At 70.7% G+C, this 18,208-nt stretch carries 22 protein-coding genes; 9 read left to right on the top strand and 13 right to left on the bottom strand.

The genetic code is table 11. The features are described from left to right. The first annotated feature begins 97 nt into the window (after nucleotides 1-97). From ACXJKD_RS09530 to ACXJKD_RS09520, 3 genes are read left to right on the top strand one after another with little or no spacing between them, the layout of a single operon-like run. Entirely contained in the window at nucleotides 98-676 is a 579-nt protein-coding gene (locus tag ACXJKD_RS09530; protein ID WP_457254277.1) for a DUF6584 family protein, read from the top strand. After that, the gene (locus ACXJKD_RS09525) at nucleotides 673-1,371 is read left to right on the top strand and encodes a uridine kinase (protein WP_457254276.1); all 699 of its coding nucleotides are present in this window, start codon (nucleotides 673-675) and stop codon (nucleotides 1,369-1,371) included. The genes ACXJKD_RS09530 and ACXJKD_RS09525 overlap by 4 nt, the downstream gene beginning before the upstream one ends. 60 nt (nucleotides 1,372-1,431) lie before the next feature. Beyond that, the gene (locus ACXJKD_RS09520) at nucleotides 1,432-1,623 is read left to right on the top strand and encodes a hypothetical protein (protein WP_457254275.1); all 192 of its coding nucleotides are present in this window, start codon (nucleotides 1,432-1,434) and stop codon (nucleotides 1,621-1,623) included. 9 nt (nucleotides 1,624-1,632) lie between these two features. On the opposite strand, the gene ACXJKD_RS09515 is transcribed toward ACXJKD_RS09520, so the two are convergent. Next, nucleotides 1,633-3,051 carry an aminotransferase-like domain-containing protein gene (locus ACXJKD_RS09515; RefSeq protein ID WP_457254273.1) on the bottom strand — a complete coding sequence of 473 codons (1,419 nt, stop codon included), beginning with the start codon at nucleotides 3,049-3,051 and terminating at the stop codon, nucleotides 1,633-1,635. Between ACXJKD_RS09515 and ACXJKD_RS09510 the strand changes: the two genes are divergently transcribed. Beyond that, on the top strand, nucleotides 3,050-4,042 hold the full coding sequence (locus ACXJKD_RS09510; RefSeq protein ID WP_457254272.1) for a DMT family transporter: 993 nt from the start codon (nucleotides 3,050-3,052) through the stop codon (nucleotides 4,040-4,042). The two genes, ACXJKD_RS09515 and ACXJKD_RS09510, sit on opposite strands and share 2 nt — an antisense overlap. A 4-nt stretch (nucleotides 4,043-4,046) precedes the next feature. Beyond that, nucleotides 4,047-4,682, top strand: a complete 636-nt coding sequence (locus ACXJKD_RS09505) for an FMN-binding negative transcriptional regulator (protein ID WP_457254271.1) — start codon at nucleotides 4,047-4,049, stop codon at nucleotides 4,680-4,682. On the opposite strand, the gene ACXJKD_RS09500 is transcribed toward ACXJKD_RS09505, so the two are convergent. From ACXJKD_RS09500 to ACXJKD_RS09490, 3 genes are all read right to left on the bottom strand, one after another. Continuing rightward, complete coding sequence (locus ACXJKD_RS09500; RefSeq protein ID WP_457254270.1) at nucleotides 4,679-5,233, bottom strand: hypothetical protein; 555 nt, start codon at nucleotides 5,231-5,233, stop codon at nucleotides 4,679-4,681. The genes ACXJKD_RS09505 and ACXJKD_RS09500 overlap by 4 nt on opposite strands. Nucleotides 5,234-5,380: 147 nt before the next feature. Then, the gene (locus ACXJKD_RS09495) at nucleotides 5,381-5,917 is read right to left on the bottom strand and encodes a GNAT family N-acetyltransferase (protein ID WP_457254269.1); all 537 of its coding nucleotides are present in this window, start codon (nucleotides 5,915-5,917) and stop codon (nucleotides 5,381-5,383) included. Between the two features lie 88 nt (nucleotides 5,918-6,005). Next, nucleotides 6,006-6,941, bottom strand: coding sequence for a patatin-like phospholipase family protein (locus tag ACXJKD_RS09490; RefSeq protein WP_457254267.1), 936 nt, complete (start codon nucleotides 6,939-6,941; stop codon nucleotides 6,006-6,008). Nucleotides 6,942-7,024: 83 nt separating this feature from the next. Between ACXJKD_RS09490 and ACXJKD_RS09485 the strand changes: the two genes are divergently transcribed. Continuing rightward, entirely contained in the window at nucleotides 7,025-8,035 is a 1,011-nt protein-coding gene (locus ACXJKD_RS09485; RefSeq protein WP_457254505.1) for an NAD(P)-dependent alcohol dehydrogenase, read from the top strand. Between the two features lie 27 nt (nucleotides 8,036-8,062). Here ACXJKD_RS09485 and ACXJKD_RS09480 read toward each other — a convergent pair whose 3' ends face one another. The 4 genes from ACXJKD_RS09480 to ACXJKD_RS09465 form a co-directional block, all read right to left on the bottom strand. Continuing rightward, nucleotides 8,063-9,433, bottom strand: coding sequence for an NAD(P)-binding protein (locus ACXJKD_RS09480; RefSeq protein ID WP_457254266.1), 1,371 nt, complete (start codon nucleotides 9,431-9,433; stop codon nucleotides 8,063-8,065). A 128-nt stretch (nucleotides 9,434-9,561) separates the two neighbouring features. Then, on the bottom strand, nucleotides 9,562-9,960 hold the full coding sequence (locus ACXJKD_RS09475; RefSeq protein ID WP_457254265.1) for an MAPEG family protein: 399 nt from the start codon (nucleotides 9,958-9,960) through the stop codon (nucleotides 9,562-9,564). Next, on the bottom strand, nucleotides 9,957-10,946 hold the full coding sequence (gshB, locus tag ACXJKD_RS09470) for a glutathione synthase (protein WP_457254264.1): 990 nt from the start codon (nucleotides 10,944-10,946) through the stop codon (nucleotides 9,957-9,959). The genes ACXJKD_RS09475 and gshB overlap by 4 nt, the downstream gene beginning before the upstream one ends. Continuing rightward, nucleotides 10,943-11,839 carry a glutamate-cysteine ligase family protein gene (locus ACXJKD_RS09465; protein ID WP_457254263.1) on the bottom strand — a complete coding sequence of 299 codons (897 nt, stop codon included), beginning with the start codon at nucleotides 11,837-11,839 and terminating at the stop codon, nucleotides 10,943-10,945. Before ACXJKD_RS09465 ends, gshB begins: the two co-directional genes overlap by 4 nt. Nucleotides 11,840-11,898: 59 nt before the next feature. Here ACXJKD_RS09465 and ACXJKD_RS09460 point away from each other — a divergent pair, with 59 nt between their 5' ends. From ACXJKD_RS09460 to ACXJKD_RS09450, 3 genes are all read left to right on the top strand, one after another. Further along, nucleotides 11,899-12,540 carry a TetR/AcrR family transcriptional regulator gene (locus ACXJKD_RS09460; protein ID WP_457254262.1) on the top strand — a complete coding sequence of 214 codons (642 nt, stop codon included), beginning with the start codon at nucleotides 11,899-11,901 and terminating at the stop codon, nucleotides 12,538-12,540. A 172-nt stretch (nucleotides 12,541-12,712) separates the two neighbouring features. Then, the gene (locus ACXJKD_RS09455; RefSeq protein WP_457254261.1) at nucleotides 12,713-13,408 is read left to right on the top strand and encodes a phosphatase PAP2 family protein; all 696 of its coding nucleotides are present in this window, start codon (nucleotides 12,713-12,715) and stop codon (nucleotides 13,406-13,408) included. A 112-nt stretch (nucleotides 13,409-13,520) separates the two neighbouring features. After that, the gene (locus ACXJKD_RS09450; RefSeq protein ID WP_457254260.1) at nucleotides 13,521-15,203 is read left to right on the top strand and encodes an ABC1 kinase family protein; all 1,683 of its coding nucleotides are present in this window, start codon (nucleotides 13,521-13,523) and stop codon (nucleotides 15,201-15,203) included. Nucleotides 15,204-15,300: 97 nt separating this feature from the next. Here the strand turns inward: ACXJKD_RS09450 and ACXJKD_RS09445 are convergent, their stop codons facing one another. The 5 genes from ACXJKD_RS09445 to ACXJKD_RS09425 form a co-directional block, all read right to left on the bottom strand. Beyond that, the gene (locus ACXJKD_RS09445) at nucleotides 15,301-15,894 is read right to left on the bottom strand and encodes a YdeI/OmpD-associated family protein (RefSeq protein ID WP_457254259.1); all 594 of its coding nucleotides are present in this window, start codon (nucleotides 15,892-15,894) and stop codon (nucleotides 15,301-15,303) included. Between the two features lie 52 nt (nucleotides 15,895-15,946). Continuing rightward, on the bottom strand, nucleotides 15,947-16,576 hold the full coding sequence (locus ACXJKD_RS09440) for a hypothetical protein (protein WP_457254258.1): 630 nt from the start codon (nucleotides 16,574-16,576) through the stop codon (nucleotides 15,947-15,949). 13 nt (nucleotides 16,577-16,589) lie between these two features. Next, on the bottom strand, nucleotides 16,590-16,880 hold the full coding sequence (locus tag ACXJKD_RS09435; RefSeq protein ID WP_457254257.1) for a hypothetical protein: 291 nt from the start codon (nucleotides 16,878-16,880) through the stop codon (nucleotides 16,590-16,592). A 233-nt stretch (nucleotides 16,881-17,113) separates the two neighbouring features. Beyond that, nucleotides 17,114-17,221: a zinc-binding dehydrogenase gene (locus tag ACXJKD_RS09430; protein WP_457254256.1), complete on the bottom strand. Its 108-nt coding sequence runs from the start codon at nucleotides 17,219-17,221 to the stop codon at nucleotides 17,114-17,116. A gap of 53 nt (nucleotides 17,222-17,274) precedes the next feature. After that, nucleotides 17,275-18,090, bottom strand: a complete 816-nt coding sequence (locus ACXJKD_RS09425; RefSeq protein WP_457254255.1) for an NAD(P)-dependent alcohol dehydrogenase — start codon at nucleotides 18,088-18,090, stop codon at nucleotides 17,275-17,277. Nucleotides 18,091-18,208: the final 118 nt, after the last annotated feature.

Raw genomic sequence — 18,208 nt, 5'->3', positions numbered from 1 at the left:
ACCAAACGGACCACCACGAGCAGGGCGATCGGGTATGCCGCGGGCGCGCGGGAGGTGCCCGGGCGCCGGTGGGGGGCCACGCGGCATACTCACGAGGGTGAGCGAGGAACCGCAGGAGCAGCCCGCGAGCCCGTCCAGTGGCGCCGTGCAGCGCGCCCGCGCCGACCTGGCAGCAGGTCGGGAGTGGAAGGCGCGCGAGCGGCTGGTCGGCCACCTCGCCGCGGAGTACGACGCGGAGGCGCTGGAGCTGCTGGGCGAGGTCAGCTACGCGATGCGCGACCTGCCGGCGGCGGGTGCGGCGTGGTTCGGCACGAGCCGGCGCGGCAAGGACGTCGACGAGTCGGTCGAGGCGTGGCGCGAGCGGCACGGCGACCACTTCGCGCAGATGTGGAGCAGCCTGCCGCGTTCGGTGCGCGAGCTCGAGGGCAACAAGCGGGTGGACGCGCTGCGTCGCCGCGCCGAGCAGGTGGGCAGCTCGGGGGGATCAGGCGGGGCGGCCGGACAGACCCAGGCGGGCCAGGCGCGGGCGGGCCAGGCGCACCCAGGTTCCGGAGACGACTCCGGTGACGGCGGCACCGACGCGGCGACGGTCATCGCGCTCGCGCTGGGAGTCCTGTTCGTGGCCTGCGCCGTGATCGGCCTCGTCACCGTGCTCGGCTGGCTGGTGCCCGGGTGAGCGGCGAGCCGTCGGTCAGCGTGGGAGGTCCGCCGCTGGTGCGCCCGGCCGTGGTCGCGCAGGTGGCCGACTCCGTGCCCGCCGCGGTGGGGGAGGACTGCGTGCGGGTGGCGGTCGACGGGGTCGACGGGTCGGGCAAGACGGTCTTCGCGGACGAGCTCGCGGCGGAGCTGTCCGCCCGGGGTCGCTCGGTCGTGCGGGTCAGCGCCGACGACTGGCACCAGGTGCGCGAGCTCCGCTACGCGCGCGGCCGCACCTCCCCGGAAGGCTTCTGGCTCGACTCCTACGACTACCCGCGCCTGCGGGCCGAGGTGCTCGAGCCGCTCGGGCCGGGTGGCTCGCGCGAGTACCGGCCGCGGGGGCACGACCTCGAGACCGACGAGGTGCTGACCGGTCCGGTGTCCCGAGCGCCGGCCGGCTCGGTGGTGCTGGTCGACGGGTTGTTCCTGCAGCGAGCCGAGCTGGAGGGGTGCTTCGAGTTCGCGATCTGGCTGGACGTGCCGTTCGAGGAGACGGCCGCGCGGATGGCGGAGCGCGACGGCACCTCACCCGACCCCGAGGACCCCTCCATGCAGCGCTATGTCGGGGCCCAGCGCACCTACTTCGAGCAGCGTTCCCCGTGGACGCGGGCCGACCTGGTCGTCGACAACACCGATCTCGCCGCTCCGTTCGTGGTCACCGGCCGGTTCGACTAGCACCGCGCGCGTGCGGCGTGGGTCTTTCGCCCTGTCGGTGCCCCGTGTCACGCTCGGGGCATGGACCACCTCTCGGACGTGCTGCTGCTCCACGCAGTCCAGGCCTGGTGCGACGAGTGCCTGGGCGAGCGCATCCTCGTGCCGGTCGTCGACGAGCTGCCCGGTGGGTTCTGCTGCACGGTCTGCGACACTGCGGTCTTCTCGGCGCTCGACGACCTGCCCGCCGTGGCAGCCCTGCGCCGCTCCGCCTGACCTGAGGGCTCACGCATCGTCGGCCCCCTGGGAGAGGGCTTCGCCCAGGATCCGTGCGGCGTCGGGGAAGGCGCTAGGGTTGGGGCCGCTGTAGTTGAGCCGCAGGAACGGCCCGGCGGGCTCGGCCGGGAACCACTCGGTGCCCGGCGCGACGAGCAGTCCGGCGCGCTCGCAGCGGGTCACGAGCTCGGCCAGGTCGGTGCCGTCCGGCAGGCGGGCCCAGAGGTTGAGACCACCCCGCGGCACCTGTTCGACGTGGGCCTGCGGGGCGTGGGTGTGGAGGCTGTCGAGCAGCAGGTCGCGACGGGCCCTGAGCTGCTCCCGCACGCTGCGCAGGTGGGTCTGCCAGGCGGGCTGGGTGACGACGTCGAGCGAGGCGGCCTGGAGCAGGCCGCTGACGTACATCGAGTCGGCGCCCCGGTCGGCGAGGATGCGCTCGCGCGCCGGGCCGCGGGCGATGACGGCGGCGATTCGGAGGGCCGGGGAGACGCTCTTGGTGAGTGACCGCAGGTAGATCACATGACCCGAATCATCCTGCGCTGCAACAGGTCTGGGAGTCGAGGTGATGCCGAAGTCGTGGGCCCAGTCGTCCTCGACGAGGAACGCCCCGTGGTCGCGCACCACCTCGAGGACCTCTTCCGCGCGCTCGACCGACCACTGTGCGCCGGTCGGGTTCGCGTAGTTGGGCTGTCCGTAGAAGACGCGGGCACCGCTCTCCTCGAAGGCTCGCGCCAGCTCGTCGGGGTCCGGCCCGTCGGGCCCCGACGGCACCGGCACGACCCGCACGCCGGCCTGGGCGGCGGCGGTGATGGCGCCCCAGTAGGTCGGCGACTCCATGAGGACGGGCTGTCCGGCGGCGACGAGCGCGCGGAAGAGCGAGCTCAGTCCGCTCTGGCTGCCGGGCAGCACGATGACGTCGCTCGGCGAGGGAGGCGTGACGCCGACCGGGCTCGCCGCCCCGAGCTCGCGGGCGAACCACGACTGGAGGTCGGGCAGCCCTGCGACCGGCGGCCTCGACAGCGTCGTGTCGCCGCGCACCGCGCGGGTGAGGGCCGAGCGCACCAGCCGCTCGGGCAGGAGCTCGCGATCCGGGTAGCCGGAGTGCAGGGCGATGACGTCGTTGGCCGCGCTGCGCATCGCGGTCGAGACAGCCGGGGTTCGCGACTGGGGCGCTCGCAGGGCCGCGGTCTGCCAGCCGTAGTCGGAGGGTCGAGCCGTCCGGACGGCTCGCACGAAGGTCCCCACCCCGGGCCGGCTCTCGACCAGCCCCTGCGTGGTCAGCTCGCGCAGCGCCCGCTGGACGGTGACCGGGCTGGCCTGGTGCCGCGCCACGAGGGCACGGGTGGAGGGCAGCCGGGCGCCCGGCGAAGCGTCCGCGATCCAGTCGCGGAGTGACGCCGCGATCCGCGAACTGCTATCGTCGGTCATGACGCAGCATAGTAGCGCTACTCTCTCTCCCCCCCGTGTGCTACCCGCGGGCGCCTCGGCCGGCCTCTGGTGGGGCCTGGTCGGAGTAGCAGCCTTCTCCTTCACCGTGCCCTTCACGCGCGTGGCGGTCGGCGGTCTGTCGCCGCTCTTCATCGGCTCCGGTCGCGCCGTCGTCGCTGCCGTCCTCGCCGCCGCTGCGCTCGCCGCCACCCGCCAACGTATGCCGCGTGGCCGGCAGTGGGCGCGGCTCGCGATCGTGGGTGCCGGGGTCGTCATCGGCTTCCCGTTGCTGACGTCGTATGCGCTGACCACCGTTCCCGCGAGCCATGGCGCCGTCGTGATCGCCCTGTTGCCGGCGGCCACCGCCACCATGGCCGTGCTGCGCGGGCACGAGCGGCCGCCCGTGTCGTTCTGGGTCATCGCGGGGGTGGGGGCGCTCGCCGCGATGGTTTTCGCGTCGGCCCAGTGGGGAGGCCTGGGCCAGCTGCGCTGGTCGGACCTGCTGCTCTTCGGGGCGGTGGTGGCCGCTGCCATCGGCTACGCGGAGGGCGGGCTGCTCGCCCGCGAGCTCGGCGCCTGGCAGACCGTGTCGTGGGCGCTCGTCCTCTGCGCGCCGCTGATGGTCCTCCTGGCCAGCCTCTCCGTTGCGCACGAGGCACCCTCGGCGACGGCCGTGCAGTGGGCGGCCTTCGCCTACCTCGGGGTCGTCAGCATGTTCTTCGGATTCTTCGCCTGGTACCACGGACTCGCGATCGGCCCGATGGCCCACGTGAGCCAGGTCCAGCTCGTCCAGCCGGTGCTCTCCATCTCGTGGGCCGCACTGCTGTTGGGCGAGGCGCTGACCTGGACCACGGTCGTCGGAGGACTGGTCGTGATCGGGTGTGCCGGCGCGGCGGTGCGGGTGCGACTCGGCATACCGACGCTGCCGCGTGCGGCGACGACGGCGGCGGCAGAGATCGCGGTGACGCCGGCGGCATCGAGAGGAGACTGACGCCATGTACGTGCCGCACTTCAACGCCCTCGACGACGAGCAGGCGGTCCGCGCGATGGTCGCGCAGCTCGGCTCGGCGCAGCTCATCACGACCGGTCCCGACGGCTACCCGCTGGCGACGCTGCTGCCGGTGGTCTGGCGCGACGACACCGTCATCGCCCACTTCGCCAGGGCCAACGAGCACTGGAAGGCGATCGCCGACGACCAGCCCGCGCTGCTCGTGGTCACCGGGCCGCAGGCCTACATCTCGCCGACCTGGTACGCGGCCAAGGCGGAGCACGGCAGGGTCGTGCCGACGTGGAACTACTCGGTCGTGCAGCTGGCCGGACGCGCGACCGTGCGCGACGACGTCGACTGGCTGCAGGGCGCGCTCGACGAGCTGGTCGAGCAGCACGAAGGGCATCGCGAGGCGCCGTGGCACCGCACGGACGCCCCGGAGAAGTACATCCGCGGGCAGCTGCGTGCGATCGTCGGGGTCGAGTTCGCGGTGGAGCGCGTGCAGGCCAAGGCCAAGCTCAGCCAGAACCGGTCAGACGCCGACCGCGCCGGCGTCGTCACCGGGCTGCTGGCGGAGGATTCGTCAGACGCGCACGCCGTCGCGGAGCAGATGCGCACCGGCGGGGTCGTTCCGCCGGTCTAGCGGTCGTCCTCGTCGGTCAGCGTCGACGACTGGTCAGCCTTGCCGGGCTCCCGACCCGCCACGGAGGCCTTCTCCCAGTCGAGCGACTGCATCCCGGCCTCAGCTCGGCACGTGTTGATCAACTCCCGCCGCAGCGCCCAATAGCGGGTGCTCCATTCATTGAAGTCCACGTGGTTGTGCTTGGCTCCGCGGGGGATGTGCTCCTTTCGGAGGTGGAGCCACAGGTCCGCGGCGCGCGCCGCGACCTCGTCATCGCAGACGAGGCGCAGCTCTTCAAGCGCCTTCTGGCCTTCCGCGGCAGGCACGCCACGCATGTCGAGACGCTCGCCCTCCGTTGCGAACCCTCGCTGTCGCCCGGCTGCTGCAAGCGTGCGGATCGCCAGGAACACGTCGTGGCTCTTGGCCATGAACTCCACGTATTGGACCCGTCGGGTCTCGCGCAGACGTTCCGTTGACTCCCTGGCGAAGCTGGCGCGTTGTGTGACGAAGGTGGCAATGGCACCGAAGGCCGTACCCGCAAGGGTTCCGAGCACCGCTATGAGCGTCTCCATGCCGACGATTGAACTCCCGTTGCCCACCTGAAGGAAGGTCAGGAAAGGAGAGGCGCCCAGTGCTGCCGAGGTCCTCGGGCCTCCCGTCCTGCGGAGTGCGGTTCCCTGCTCCGACCACTCAGACGATGACCCTGCCCCGGTCCGCGGTCAAGGGTGGCGGACGCGCCACTCCTCGGCCAACAGGGCATAGAGATAGCCGTCCATCCACTCACCGGACGGATGCAGGGCGTCCTTGACGGCGTGCTGTTCCCGTCGCATCCCGACTCGCTCCATCAGCCGGTAGGAGGGGGCGTTGCCCACGAAGCAGTCCGCGGTCACGCGATGGAGGCCCAGGTCCTCGAAGCAGATCCGGAGGGCGGCCTCTACCGCTTCGGTCGCGTAGCCCCTCCCTGTCTCCTCCGGTCGCAGGGCCCATCCGAGCTCGGCCTGGACTCCCTTCGCCTGCGACGCCAGCTGCGGGGGTGACCACACGTCTCCGATCTTGACCATGAGGTCGCCGATGACCGCTCCCTCACGCTCGATGACGAGCAACAGTTCGAGTCGCTCGGGTGCGACGAACCGCTCGTGGAAGTCCTCCGGCGGCTCGCCGAGCCACTCGGTCACCAGCGACGAGCTGCGATAGGAGAGCACGGCATCCGCGTCGTCGACCGTTGCCCTCCGAAGCGTCAGTCGGGCTGTGGACACGGGCCATTCGACGTCGGCGAGCTCTCTGGGCACGGTCCATTGTGTGCCATGCCCGTCGGGTGGTGGAGGGGGCCGTGCCAGGCGACGGTCAGTGCCAGAAGGCCGCGAGGTGCTCCGCCAGCGCCTGGCCCTGCTCGTGTCCGCCGCGCGCGGCCTGTAGTCGGGTGGCCGGATCCAGTGCGTTGGCGTCGAACACGTCACCGGCGCCGGCGTCGGGGAAGACGGTCTCGACCCGGCTGCCTCCGGCGCGGAGGTCGTCGACCTGGCTGGCGAGGTCCATCCGCCACTCGAGCGGCATCCGGGTCCGGCCGCCGAAGGGCGAGAGCACCAGCACCCGGGCGAATCCCGTTGCCAGGTCTGCGTTCTCGCTGCGTCGGTAGCCGCCGTTGAGGTAGCGCTCGTCCCCGATCGGGTAGCCGTTGCCGGTGCTGGCGGCCACCGCGTCGACGAGGTCGATCCCGCTGTCGCGGTCGAACACGACCGGCGCGCCGGTGCGCGCATCGACTGCGGTGATGAGCACCCTCTGCTCGGGCCACCCGTGACTGGGGAGCCGAGCCGCGACGACGTCGCGCCAGCGCGCCTGGGAGCCGTCGTCCTCCTCCAGTGCCGCGGCGCCCATCCGGCGCCGCAGGTCGGTCGGGTCCGAGGCAGCGGCGATGATCGCGTTCGACCAGTCCACGTAGCGCTGACCCGCGGCCCCCGGACCGGGTCGTCGGTCAGTCCGACCGTCGCCAGGTCGGCCCTCGCCTGGCCGGGCGTCGCTGACGCGCGGCCGAGGCGCCTGCGCGACGACGGCGGCATACAGGTCTGTCGGGCTGGTGCCACTCGTGATCTGGGCGGCCACGGTCGAGCCGGCCGAGGTGCCGACGATGAGGTCGGCGTCCACCAGGTTGACGCCCGCCTCGGCGAGGCCGGCGACGAGGCCGAGCTCCCAGGCGTTGCCGGCCGCCCCGCCGCCGGCGAGGACCAGGGCCCGATCGCCGAGCAGGCCGGCATCTCGCGGGTGAGCAGGCGTGGTGTCCATGGTTGACGCCGAGGCTAACGTCTGAGTCCAAGGAAGCGTGTGCCGCTCAGGTGTAGCAGTCTGGAGGATTCAGCGTGGCGACGATGCGGGTGAGCGTGCTGAGCGGGGTCGGGCGCGTGGGCGTGGAGGAGCGCGAGGTCCCGGTGCCGGGCGACGACGAGGTGCTGGTCGAAGTCGGGTCGGTCGGGGTCTGTGGCTCCGACGTGCACTACTACGAACACGGCCGGATCGGTCCCTACGTCGTGGACTCCCCGTTGGTCCTCGGGCACGAGGCGGGCGGGGTCGTGGCCGCGGTCGGGACGGGCGTCACCTCGTTGGGCGTCGGCCAGCGGGTGTCGATCGAGCCGGGTGTGCCCTGTCGCAACTGCGCGCAGTGCCTGGCCGGGCGCTACAACCTGTGCCCCGACGTGAAGTTCTTCGCGACGCCCCCCTACGACGGGGCGTTCGCGCAGTTCGTCGCGGTGCCCGCGTCCTTCGTGTATGCCGTGCCCGACACCATCAGCGACGACGCGGCGGGCCTGCTGGAACCACTGTCCGTCGGCATCTGGGCGTGCCTGCGGGCGCGGGTCGCCCCGGGCAGCACTGTCCTGGTCACCGGTGCGGGTCCGATCGGCCTGATCGCCGCCCAGACGGCCCGGGCGTATGGCGCGGATGCCGTCGCCGTGACGGACGTGAATCCACACCGCCTCGCCCTCGCCGAGAAGCTCGGCCTCCGCGCGATCGACGTCAGCGTGACCTCGCTGGCCGAGGCCGGCATCGAGCCCGACGTGCTGCTCGAGTGTTCGGGCAACGCGCGAGCCACGTGGGACGCGGTGTCGGTCGTGGCGCGCGCCGGACGCGTGGCGCTGGTCGGGATGGGTGGCGACAAGGTCGAGCTTCCGCTGTCCTACGTGCAGGACCGCGAGCTCACCATCACCGGCGCCTTCCGCTACGCCAACACCTGGCCGATCGCCATCCAGCTGGCCGCCTCGGGTCGGGTGGACCTCGACTCCATGGTCACCGGGCACCACGGGCTCGACGACGTCGAAGCCGCCCTCACTGCCGGACGCACCGACCCGACCTCGATCAAGGTCATGATCCGGCCCGGGGACTGACTGACTGACTAGCGCCCGGACTGACGCCTACTCCATCAGCTCTGCGAGCCGGGCGAGCCCGGGTGGACCGCACTTCCCGAGTCGTTCGGTGGCGTCGCCGAGGGCCTGCGACGCGGCATAGCCGGGAGGCGTGCGCGCCGGGTTGAGGGCGACCCCCGTGGCCCACTCCTTGATGTCGGGTTCGGCGGTGTAGGCGGCGGCGTTGCGACTGCCGAAGACGATCATCCGGGCCCACTCCTGCAACGAGTTCCCGTAGACCGACGGTGCGCAGAGCCGGTTCTTCTCGTCGTCGTCGTCGCGGGTCGCCTCGATGTAACCGGTCACGGCCGCACCGAAGGAGGGGAAGCCGGCCCGGATCGCCTGGAGCGTGATCACCTCGGGGCGCCAGACGGGCACGCGTCCCGGGTACTTGAGGCCGTCGGCAGCGCAGTGCACGACGAGGGCGTCCTTGTCGATGGCCACCGACCCGTCGGCGAAGGTGAGCTTCCCGCGGTCGACGGTCTGGATGTGCCCGAGCCGCACGACGTTCTCGAGGGTGCGCAGCTGGTCGAGCTCCCAGGTGGCGAGCGTCGGCGTCTTGGCCATCGTCGGCGTGACGGTGCGGTCGATCCGCAACACGACGCCGCGCTCCTCGAGCCGCAGCATCACCTCGTCGAGGGTCTCGGCGCCCACCGCGGCCTCCACGATGTCGGCACTCGCGCTCAGGAAGATCGCCGGGTCGGGCTGGATCAGCGCCCGGTTGTACATCCACGGTTCGCGCGCGCGCACCCAGCAGATCGAGTCAGGGTCCACGCCCCGCGAGAGCAGCCAGATGCAGGCGTCGGTGGCGGTCTTGCCGGCCCCCACGACGACGTACTGGCGCGGTGCCTCGTCGAGCTGCGCCAGCTCGTTGACGGGGACGAGCCGCACGTCGTCGGCGACCCCGAACGGGGCTGCCTTCTCGGCCGGGATGCTCGGGGCCAGGTAGCGGGCGTCGACCACCCGGCACTCGGGACTGATCTCGAACCGCTCGCCCGAGATGCGCGAGGTGAAGGTGCGGTCACCGGCATACTCGCTGTTGGGGAAGAACTCGACGCGGCCGGTGTCGACGAGGCGGTCGAGGACCCTGGCGTAGTAGGCGCAGATCTCCGGTTGGCTGGCTCGCTCCTGCAGTCCCTTCTCCGGGCCGCGCTGCTGCAGCTGGCCGCCGCCGAGCAGGGTCGAGGCGACCCCGTAGAAGGCGGAGGACTGGTGCAGTCTGACGAAGGGGTACGCAGCGAGCCAGTGGCCGCTGACGCCGTGGCGCCGGTCGACCAGGGCGACGCGGACGTCGGCGTGGTCGACCAGCGCATCCGTGAAAGCCATGCCCATGGCGCCGGCCCCAACGACGAGGTAGTCGGCTTCGACGATGCGCGTCATGCCCCCACGCTGTCACCGCGCGGCGCGCTCGTCCATGCTGCAGATGCATGAGGCGTTCGGGCCGAGGATCAGGTCACGGTCGGTCGAGGACCGTCGAGGATCCGTCGAGGGCCGTCGAGCGGCAGGGGTCAGATCGCCGCGACGCCGGCGGTCACGGCGAGGGCGAGCCCGAACGCGTAGGTGCCCATCGCGCCGGTCATCCGTGGCGCGGACTCGGCGGCCAAGGTCTGGCTGCGCAGCATCGAGACGGCGTGCAGGAGGCGCGAGGCGGTCGCCAGGACGATGAGGCCCTGGGCCCACGGCTGCGGGGACTGCCAGCCGACGAGCAGGAACAGCGCGATGAGGGTCGGCACGTACTCGGCCGCGTTGCCGTGGGCGCGCTGGGCGATCAGCAGCGGGTCGGCTGGATCCGTTGGCATCTGGCTGCTTCCGCGCTTGGCGGCGTAGCCACGGTTGAGTGAGACGTTGAAGCCGAGGACGAAGATCGAGGCGGCCAGGACGGCGGAGCAGATGATGGCTGTGGTCATGACGATTCCTTCCACGTGGGGTGGGTGAGAACGTGCGAGACGAGGTCGGCGCAGTAGGTCGTGCCGAGGAGGGCGTCGGCCTTGCGGAGCGCGCCGGGTGAGGTCACGTTGACCTCGATGAGGTGGTCGCCGATGACGTCGAGGCCGACGCAGCGCAGGCCGTGGTGCTTCAGCGTTGGTGCGAGTCGCTCGACGATCTCGAGGTCGCGGTCGGTGAGCTCGGCCGGCCCGTCGGGGCTGACGATGCGGAAGTCCCCCGGCACCGGGTGCCGCAGGCTGGCGCCGACGGCGACACCGTCGAGCAGGTAGATCCGCTTGTTGCCGGCCTCGACCTGCGCCAGGTAGGGCTGCACGACGACCGCTCTGGTCCCACTGCGAGTGGAGGATTCGACGATCGAGGCGAGGTTGGGGTCGGTGCTCGACACGAGGAAGACGCCTCGTCCGCTGAAGCCGTCAACCGGCTTGACGACGATGCGCTGGTGCTCGGTCAGGAAGTGCCTGATCGTGTCGGCGCTCGCCGTGACGACGGTCGGTGGCGCGAGGTCGGGGAACGACAGGCCGAGCAGGTGCTCGCTGCAGGCGCGCAAACCGCTGGGGGCGTTGACCATCGCGGTGCTTGGGCTGCTGTTGGTGTCGGCAGCGCCGACGAGGTCGAGCACGTAGGTCGCCGCGAGGAAGTCCAGGTCGACAGGTGGCTCGAGGCGCATGAACACTGCCGCCACGTCGTCGAGCCGCAGCTGCTCCTCGGGGCCGGCGTCGTACCAGGGATCCGGCACGGTCCACCGACAGCCGTCGGCCGGCGTCGAGGGCGCCAGCTTCAGCGCACGCGCCCGGGCCATCGCGCGTCCGTCGACGACCTCGAGGTGCCGGGCCTCGGCGGCCCACACCTCGACACCGAGCTCCTGCGCGGCGTGCATGAGCCCGATGCTGGTGTCGAGCGACGCGTCGAGCCCGTCGAGCGGGTCGATGACGAAGAGTGTCTTCATGCCGCCACCTCCGTGTCGTTGACGGCCTCCAGGAGGGCGGTCGGGTCGGCCGTCTGCCACTGGTCCCAGTAGGTCGGGAGGGTGGGGAGCAACAGGTCCAGCGCGCGGCGACGCAGGCTCGCGTCGTACATCAGCGCCCAGACGGTGCCGAGCAGCTCGGCGGTCGGTCGCTGGGAGTCGAGGTAGCGGAGCTCGAGGTAGCCACCGCGCGGACGGACCGGCGGGAAGAGCGTGGTGAGGTGGTAGCCGTCATCGCTCGCCTCCGGGACGGGGAGGCGCTCAGCGGCGCCGGCGAACGCGGCATACGCCCCGATCGGGTCGCGCACGTCGAGGTGGCGCCCGTCGTAGCCGGTCCTGGCCGGGTCGATCCCCTGCCAGATGCGGGTGCGCTCGCGGTCGCCGCCGTAGGCCGCGACCAGCGATGGGCCGGCGAGGTTGGCGACCAGCCACTGCTCGTAGCCGGCGCGGCCGGGCAGCAGGTCGACGCACACCTGCAGGCTCGCGCTGAGCCGCATCATCCGGCGGCCCGCGTCGCCGTCGCGGTCGAACAGCTCCTGCATGGCGAGGTAGCGCGGCGTCCGGAGGGTGAGGGGGACGTCGTCGAGCGCGCGCCACGGGTCGACTCCGGTGAGGGCGATCTCCGTGGACGCGTGGACCGCTGCGAGGCACCAGTCGACCTCGCGGAGCAGTGCGGGGATGGACGGCTGCGGGGGAAGGCTCAGCTCCAGCTGCCCGCCGGGCTCGAGGGTCGGGTGGCCGCGGCGGGCCAGCTCACCAGCGAGATCCGGTATGCCGCGCACGTGCATCTCGAGCTCGACGCCGATCGTGCGGGGTCCTGTGGCCGGGCTGAACGCTCGCTGGACCGCTTCCCTCAGGTGCGCTGACTCAGTCATCGGATCTCCTTCATTTCACCGCAGTTGCACTGCGGTCAATTACCGATAGAGTGACGCTCGTGGAAGAGGGTGTCAAGAGGCAATACCGCTCGGCGGCACGGACGGCGGCGGCCGAGGAGACGCGGGCGCGCATCCGTGCGGCGGCGGTGGAGCTCTTCGTCGCGCGGGGGTGGCAGGGCACGACGCTCAAGGACGTGGCGGAGCGGGCGGGCGTGGGGGAGCGCACGCTCTACGACAGCTTCGGCAACAAGCTCGGCCTGCTCCGGCACACCATCGCGATGCTGACGATGGGCGACGAGTCGCGAGTGCGAGCGGCTGACCGGCCCGAGGCGATCGCCGCTCGTGCGATGGACGACCCCCACGAGGCGCTCGCCACGCACCTGCGGCTGGCGACCGACCTGATGAACCGGGCCGGCGACCTGATCCTCGTCAGCGATGCCATCCCGGCCGCCGACCCAGACCTGCAACGCACGGTGACGCGCGGCACGGAGTCTGCCTACGAGCTGAATCTCCAGCTGGCACAACGGTTTCACTCACGCGGCGAGCTTCGGCCCGGGCTGACTGCTGCGACGGCCGCGGACGTCATGTTCACGCTGAGCTCACCCGGCGTATTCAACACGTTGCGGCGCAAGCGGCGGTGGGGCCAGCAGCGCTACCAGGACTGGGTCATCACCAGCGCCACCGAGCAGCTCCTCGCCTGACCTGCGCCGAGGGGTTGGCTGGGCGCGGTCCGCTGGTCCTTTGGCCACAATGCAGACCCAGGGTGCGACAAAAGTGCAGGTCAGGGGCCTGCAGGCTGCCCGTTGGGCGTAGGGTCGCGGACATGTGCACTGCTCGAGCCATGAACCTCCTCGACGCGCCTGGGGCCCTGTGATGGCCTTCCTGACGCGCTACTCGGACGACCCGTCGACGCCCTCGGTCGGCTCCGCCCTCCGCGACCTCGCGGTGCGCGCGGTCGCGCCGGCGATCCTCCTGTGGGTCGCGATCGTCGGCGGCGGCTTGGTCATCAAGGGCCCGCTCAAGGGGCTGAACTCCGAAGACACCATCAGCAAGGACGTCCAGGAGACCCGCACCAAGACCTGGGACTCCATCACGATGGTCTGGTCCCACATCGGCAACACCGAGATCGTGATCGGCGTCTGCGTGGTCGCCGTCGCCCTGATCTGGTGGCGCACCCGCGAGTGGTGGCGCGCCCTGGTGCCGGCCATCGCCATCTCCCTCCAGGCCACGGTGTTCGTCGTCGCGACCGCCGTCGTCGGCAGGCCGCGACCCCATGTCCCCCACCTGGATCCCGCACCGCCGACCTCGAGCTACCCCAGCGGGCACGTCGGCGCGGCCACTGCCCTCTACGTGTCGTTCGCGCTGCTCGCTCAGTCGATCCAACGCAAGGCGCTACGACGACTGGTCACCACGCTGTTCCTGGTGATCCCGGTGCTCGTCGCGTGGGCCCGGCTCTATCGAGGCATGCACCACCTCAGCGACATCCTGATCGGTGCCCTCAACGGCCTCGTCTGCGCCCTGCTCGCCTGGGCCTACCTCCGCCGCAAGGCGTACTCCGGCCAGTACTGATGCCACCGAACGAGCAGAAATCGGTTGGCCGGGCCGCGCGCGACGATCGTTTCAGGTCCATCAGGTTGGGGGGCTCAGCGGGCAAGCGCCACCCGGCTGCCAAGATGACGCCATGAACCCGCTGCCCGACCTGCCCAACGCCGTGCGCTATGCCGCTCTGGCCAGGTTGCTTGTCCGGCACGGACGGTCGGACCTGGTCAGCGGTGCGGGGTTCGACGAGTTCCTCGTCGAGGACGAGCGGCCCGCTGGCGACCTCTCCGAGGCGGAGTCCCTGGCCGAAGACCTCGAGTCGATGGGTCCGACCTACGTCAAGCTCGGCCAGCTCCTCTCGACCCGCGTCGACCTGCTGCCGCCGGCGTACACGGAGGCCCTGACCCGGTTGCAGGACAAGGTCGAGCCGTTTCCCTACGCGCAGGTCCAGCAGATCGTGGAGGACGAGCTGGGCGTCGCGATCAGGCATGCGTTCGCCTCCTTCGAGCAGGTCCCCATCGCCGCCGCGTCCCTCGGGCAGGTGCATCGTGCGGTCCTGCCCAGCGGCAAGGAAGTCGTCGTCAAGGTGCAGCGCCCAGGGGTGCGGGAAGTCGTGCGCGACGACATGGAGGCGTTGACCAAGATCGCAGCGTTCGCGGACGACCACACCGACGTGGGTCGTCGCTACGGCTTCGGCCAGCTGCTCACGCAGTTCCGCCGCTCGCTGGCCGGCGAGCTGGACTACCAGCGGGAGGCCGCCAACCTGGTGCGCCTCGGCGAGCTCACTGAGAGCTACCCCCTTCTCGTTGTCCCGCAACCTGTTTCGGACTACACCAGCGGTCGGGTGCTCACGATGGACTTCGTGCCCGGTCGGAAGGTCACCGACATCGGCCCGCTGGGCCTGACCGACCTCGACGGCGAGCCGCTCGTGAAGGAGCTCTTCGCGGCATACCTGCGGATGATCCTCGTGGACGGCTTCCTGCACGCCGACCCACACCCCGGCAACGTCCTGCTCACCCCCGACGGCCGGCTCGGCCTCATCGACCTCGGCATGGTGGCGACCGTCCCGCCCCGCGTCCAGGACCAGATCGTCAAGCTGTTGCTTGCGATCGGCGACTCCGACGGCGAAGAGGCGGCGATGGTCCTCGCCGCAATGGGCCAACAGCTGGAGGGGTATGCCGCGGGGCAGTTCCGCGACGAAGTGGCCGCCCTCGTGTCCCGGGCCGTGGCCCTCGGCGAACAGGTGCAGGCGGGCGCCGTCCTGGTGGAGCTGAGCCGCCTCTCGGGCGTCCACGGACTGCGGCCACCGCCCGAGATGACCATGGTGGGCAAGGCACTGCTCAACCTCGACCAGGTGACCAAGCACCTCGATCCCAACTTCGCGCCCGCCGAGGCGATCCGCGAGAACGTCACCGACATCATGGGCAGCGGGCTGCACGTGTCGGCATCCGGGCTGATGGCTGCAGCGATCGATGCCAAGGAGTTCACGGCGAACTTCCCCCGTCGTGCCAACGCGATCATGGACAACCTCGCCGGCGGGAAGTTCTCGCTCCGGGTCGATGCCCTCGACGAGGCGAGGTTCCTGCACGTGCTCCAGCGGCTCGCCAACCGGCTCACCATGGGGATCGTGATGGCCGCGCTGGTCGTCGGGGCGGCGTTGATGATGCAGGTGCCGACGCAGAACCGGATCCTGGGCTATCCCGCCATCGCCATGGTGTTCTTCCTGCTGGCCGCTCTCGGCGGAGCTGCGCTGGTGGTCTCGATCGTGCGAACGGACAGCCGCATTGCGCGGCGCGAGGTCACCGACCGCGACCCCAGACCCTGATCGGCGGCGCCCCCACGACTCGCCCAGATCGGGCTACGAGGTTCAGGCGCCTGATGGGGTGCATCCGGCTACGTTCCGGCAGTGTGGTGTCCGAGCCCTAGGTACCGGACTTCTTCGTCGGTGCCGGGAACGGGGTCTTGCCCTGGGCGAGGGCGTCGGTGAGCTGCTCGATGCGACGAGTGCGGGTCTCCGGGCGCACCGCGGTCTGGATGCGATTCAGGAAGGCGAAGCGGTTGCGGCCGTCCAGCGCCGCATAGACGTCGGTGAGGTCGCGCGCAGCCAAGGCGGCGGCAAGGTCGTCGGGCACCACCGCGGTGGCCGGGCTGTCGTAGGCGGCGTCCCAGCGGCCGTCCGCCTTCGCCATTTCCACCACGGCCAGGCCGGCGGGGCGCATCCGCCCCTCGGCGGTGAGCCGCTCGATGCGCTCCCGGTTGATCTTCGACCAGACGCTCTTCGCGCGCCGCGGGGTGAACCGCTGCACGTACCACTCGTCGTCGAGCCGCCGGGAGATGCCGTCGATCCAGCCGAAGCAGAGCGCCACGTCCACGGCCGTCGTCCAATTGATCGACGTGACGCCGGTGCCCTTCTTGGCCATCCGAATCCAGACGTGCGTGGCGGTCGACGCGTTGTCGACGAGCCAGGTCTCGAACGCCTTGTCGTCCTCGAAGAACACCGCGTCGGTGTGGACCATCGACATGGCAGCAGCCTAGGGGTACGGATTTGGAGTAGCTGGAAATGCCAGGTCACCCGGTGGGTCTCACCAACCCGGCATCGGCGTCCATCCATCCGAACGTGTGTCCGCAGTCGAGACAACGGTGTTCGTGGCACCGGCCTCGTTGCTCCACGAAGGCCACGCGGTGCCCCGAAACCCGGCAGATGAACGGGTGCGTGACCCGGGTGAGGCCCTCCTCCGCGAGCAGGAAGCTGTGCCCGCAGACGCAGCCGTACTCGATGAAGCCGCTCCGGGCGGTGACCTGGTGGACAGAGTGGCCGAACACGCCGCACAGATAGCGGACCCTCTTGGGAAACGCCGCCAGGGGCTCGTGGCGGTCGGCGTCCACTGCGAGGAGCAGCGGATGCCCGCAGCGAACACAGGTGTACTCGTTGTGTCCGGCGCGTCGGTCGATGCGGATGTATGTGTGATGGCGGAGGAAGCAGCCCAGCACGTGGCGGGTGTGGCTGACCCTGCCGTCCTCGAAGAGGAACGGCTGGCCGCACCGCCGGCACCGCGGGTTGCCGTCGACCACCGTTCGGTTGTCGATCTCGTGGCCGAAGAGCGCGCACGACCCCGTTGGGGGCGCGGCGACCGGCGGCACGACGGCCGGGGCGGCGAGCGGGGCTTCGAGCCGGGAGGGATGCGTGGGATCAGACATGGCGCTGCCCGGACTACTTGTTTCCGAGCCGGAACTCGACGGCTTCTCGGGTCATGGACGAGCAACCCGTGAATGACGCGTCGTCACACGCCGTCAAGCTCACGAACGCCAGCGCCACGCCCGACCTGAATGCTGCCCTGCTCCCCGAGTCCGGCAAAACGGTCAAGGTCGTCGACTGCACGTCCCCGGTGCAGTACGTGATCGGGACGGTAATCGCAGCACCCTTCGCCAGGAGAGCCCCGTCGGAAACCGAGACCTGGCTGACCGTCCCTGCGGCCGATGCCGCGGCGGCTGCGCCGAACATGCCGCCCAACCCGAGGGTCAACCCCAGAAGAGCTCGTGTGACAAGTGGTCGTTGCATGGTCGGTTCCTCGGCTTCCAGAAGTTGTCGCTCGGGTCGTTGATCCCAGCAGCATGGCGACCAGCATCAGCCGTCCGCATCCGCGCTGCGGGCCGTCCGTGTAGCCGCATGGCCGACATCGTTGTGGACCAGAACACGACGGCTGGGGCGCGGTTTCAGACTGCCGGCAACCGCGTTCACGTTGGGATGACGACGACCTTGCCGAGGGCGCGGCCCTCACCGACGTAGGCCAGCGCTTCCGGGACCTCATCGAGCGAGTAGGTGCGATCGATGTGGGTTTCCACGTGGCCGGCGACGCACAGATCGGTCAGCGACTGGAAGTGCGCGGGACCCGGCTTCAGGCCAGCACGCCGAGTCGACGGCCTGTGACCAGTCCCGCGGTCGCACCGATCGTGAGCACCCGAAGCAGCGCCCGGACGGACCCGCCGACGCACAGGTACCGGCCGCCAGGAGCGAGCGCGCGTCGATAGGCGAACACCGAGCGATGAGCCACGAGGTCCAAGATGAGGTCATACGGGTCGTGGCCCCGGGTGAAGTCGTCGCCGCGGTAGTCGATCACCTCATCGGCGCCGAGGGTTCGCATGAACTCCAGCTTGTCCGCGTTGTCGACACCGGTGACATGTGCACCCAGACGTTTGGCCACCTGGACGGCGAAGGAACCGGAGCCACCGCCGGCCCCGTTGATGAGCAATCGGAGCCCAGGCGAGACGCGAGCCGTGCCCTGGAGAGCGATCGCGCCGGCTTGCGGGATCGTCGACGCCTCAGCAAATGTCAGCTCGGCTGGTTTGAGGGCCAGGACCGATTCGGGTGCGACCGCGTACTCGGCGAAGCCGCCCATCAGCCGCAGGTTGTCGCCGTAGACCGCGTCACCGGGCTGGAACCGAGTGACGCCGTTGCCGACTGCCTCGACCACTCCGGCGATGTCCGATCCGAGCGTCGGCCGTCGCGGCGAGCGCAGCCCACCCAGGCGCGCGTAGAAAGGCGAGCCTCGGAGGCCCTCCCAGTCACTGAGGTTGATCGACGTTGCGGTGACCTTCAGCAAGACCTGCCCGGTAGCGGGGGACGGAATGGAGAGGTCCTCGACACGCAGCACGTCGGGGCCGCCGTACCGCTCGTGGACGACGGCCTTCATGCTCCCTCCAGCCCGCGCCATACCTCGATCCTGTCAGGTGTGCTCAAACGACCTGCGACCTCGATCGGCATGAGGCTCTCCTTTCAACCCTCGAGTCGGTCCGTTGCCGAGGTGAGAGCAGCCGTGGAACATCCGAACG

It is taken from the genome of Pedococcus sp. P5_B7 (assembly GCF_054049895.1).
The sequence above is the reverse complement of the archived record's forward strand: the minus strand, read 5'-3'. Positions and strand labels throughout refer to the sequence as shown.

Bases quoted from the DNA above. Each gene is read 5' to 3' on its own strand.
- ACXJKD_RS09465 (WP_457254263.1), bottom strand. From the start codon at position 11,839: ATGACTGAGTCAGCGCACCTGAGGGAAGCGGTCCAGCGAGCGTTCAGC.
- ACXJKD_RS09425 (WP_457254255.1), bottom strand. From the start codon at position 18,090: ATGGCGCGGGCTGGAGGGAGCATGAAGGCCGTCGTCCACGAGCGGTAC.
- ACXJKD_RS09445 (WP_457254259.1), bottom strand. From the start codon at position 15,894: ATGGTCCACACCGACGCGGTGTTCTTCGAGGACGACAAGGCGTTCGAG.
- ACXJKD_RS09450 (WP_457254260.1), top strand. From the start codon at position 13,521: ATGAACCCGCTGCCCGACCTGCCCAACGCCGTGCGCTATGCCGCTCTG.
- ACXJKD_RS09485 (WP_457254505.1), top strand. From the start codon at position 7,025: ATGCGGGTGAGCGTGCTGAGCGGGGTCGGGCGCGTGGGCGTGGAGGAG.
- ACXJKD_RS09490 (WP_457254267.1), bottom strand. From the start codon at position 6,941: ATGGACACCACGCCTGCTCACCCGCGAGATGCCGGCCTGCTCGGCGAT.
- ACXJKD_RS09435 (WP_457254257.1), bottom strand. From the start codon at position 16,880: ATGTTCGGCGCAGCCGCCGCGGCATCGGCCGCAGGGACGGTCAGCCAG.
- ACXJKD_RS09475 (WP_457254265.1), bottom strand. From the start codon at position 9,960: ATGACCACAGCCATCATCTGCTCCGCCGTCCTGGCCGCCTCGATCTTC.
- ACXJKD_RS09520 (WP_457254275.1), top strand. From the start codon at position 1,432: ATGGACCACCTCTCGGACGTGCTGCTGCTCCACGCAGTCCAGGCCTGG.
- gshB (WP_457254264.1), bottom strand. From the start codon at position 10,946: ATGAAGACACTCTTCGTCATCGACCCGCTCGACGGGCTCGACGCGTCG.
- ACXJKD_RS09440 (WP_457254258.1), bottom strand. From the start codon at position 16,576: ATGTCTGATCCCACGCATCCCTCCCGGCTCGAAGCCCCGCTCGCCGCC.
- ACXJKD_RS09515 (WP_457254273.1), bottom strand. From the start codon at position 3,051: ATGACCGACGATAGCAGTTCGCGGATCGCGGCGTCACTCCGCGACTGG.
- ACXJKD_RS09505 (WP_457254271.1), top strand. From the start codon at position 4,047: ATGTACGTGCCGCACTTCAACGCCCTCGACGACGAGCAGGCGGTCCGC.
- ACXJKD_RS09500 (WP_457254270.1), bottom strand. From the start codon at position 5,233: ATGGAGACGCTCATAGCGGTGCTCGGAACCCTTGCGGGTACGGCCTTC.
- ACXJKD_RS09510 (WP_457254272.1), top strand. From the start codon at position 3,050: ATGACGCAGCATAGTAGCGCTACTCTCTCTCCCCCCCGTGTGCTACCC.
- ACXJKD_RS09455 (WP_457254261.1), top strand. From the start codon at position 12,713: ATGGCCTTCCTGACGCGCTACTCGGACGACCCGTCGACGCCCTCGGTC.
- ACXJKD_RS09480 (WP_457254266.1), bottom strand. From the start codon at position 9,433: ATGACGCGCATCGTCGAAGCCGACTACCTCGTCGTTGGGGCCGGCGCC.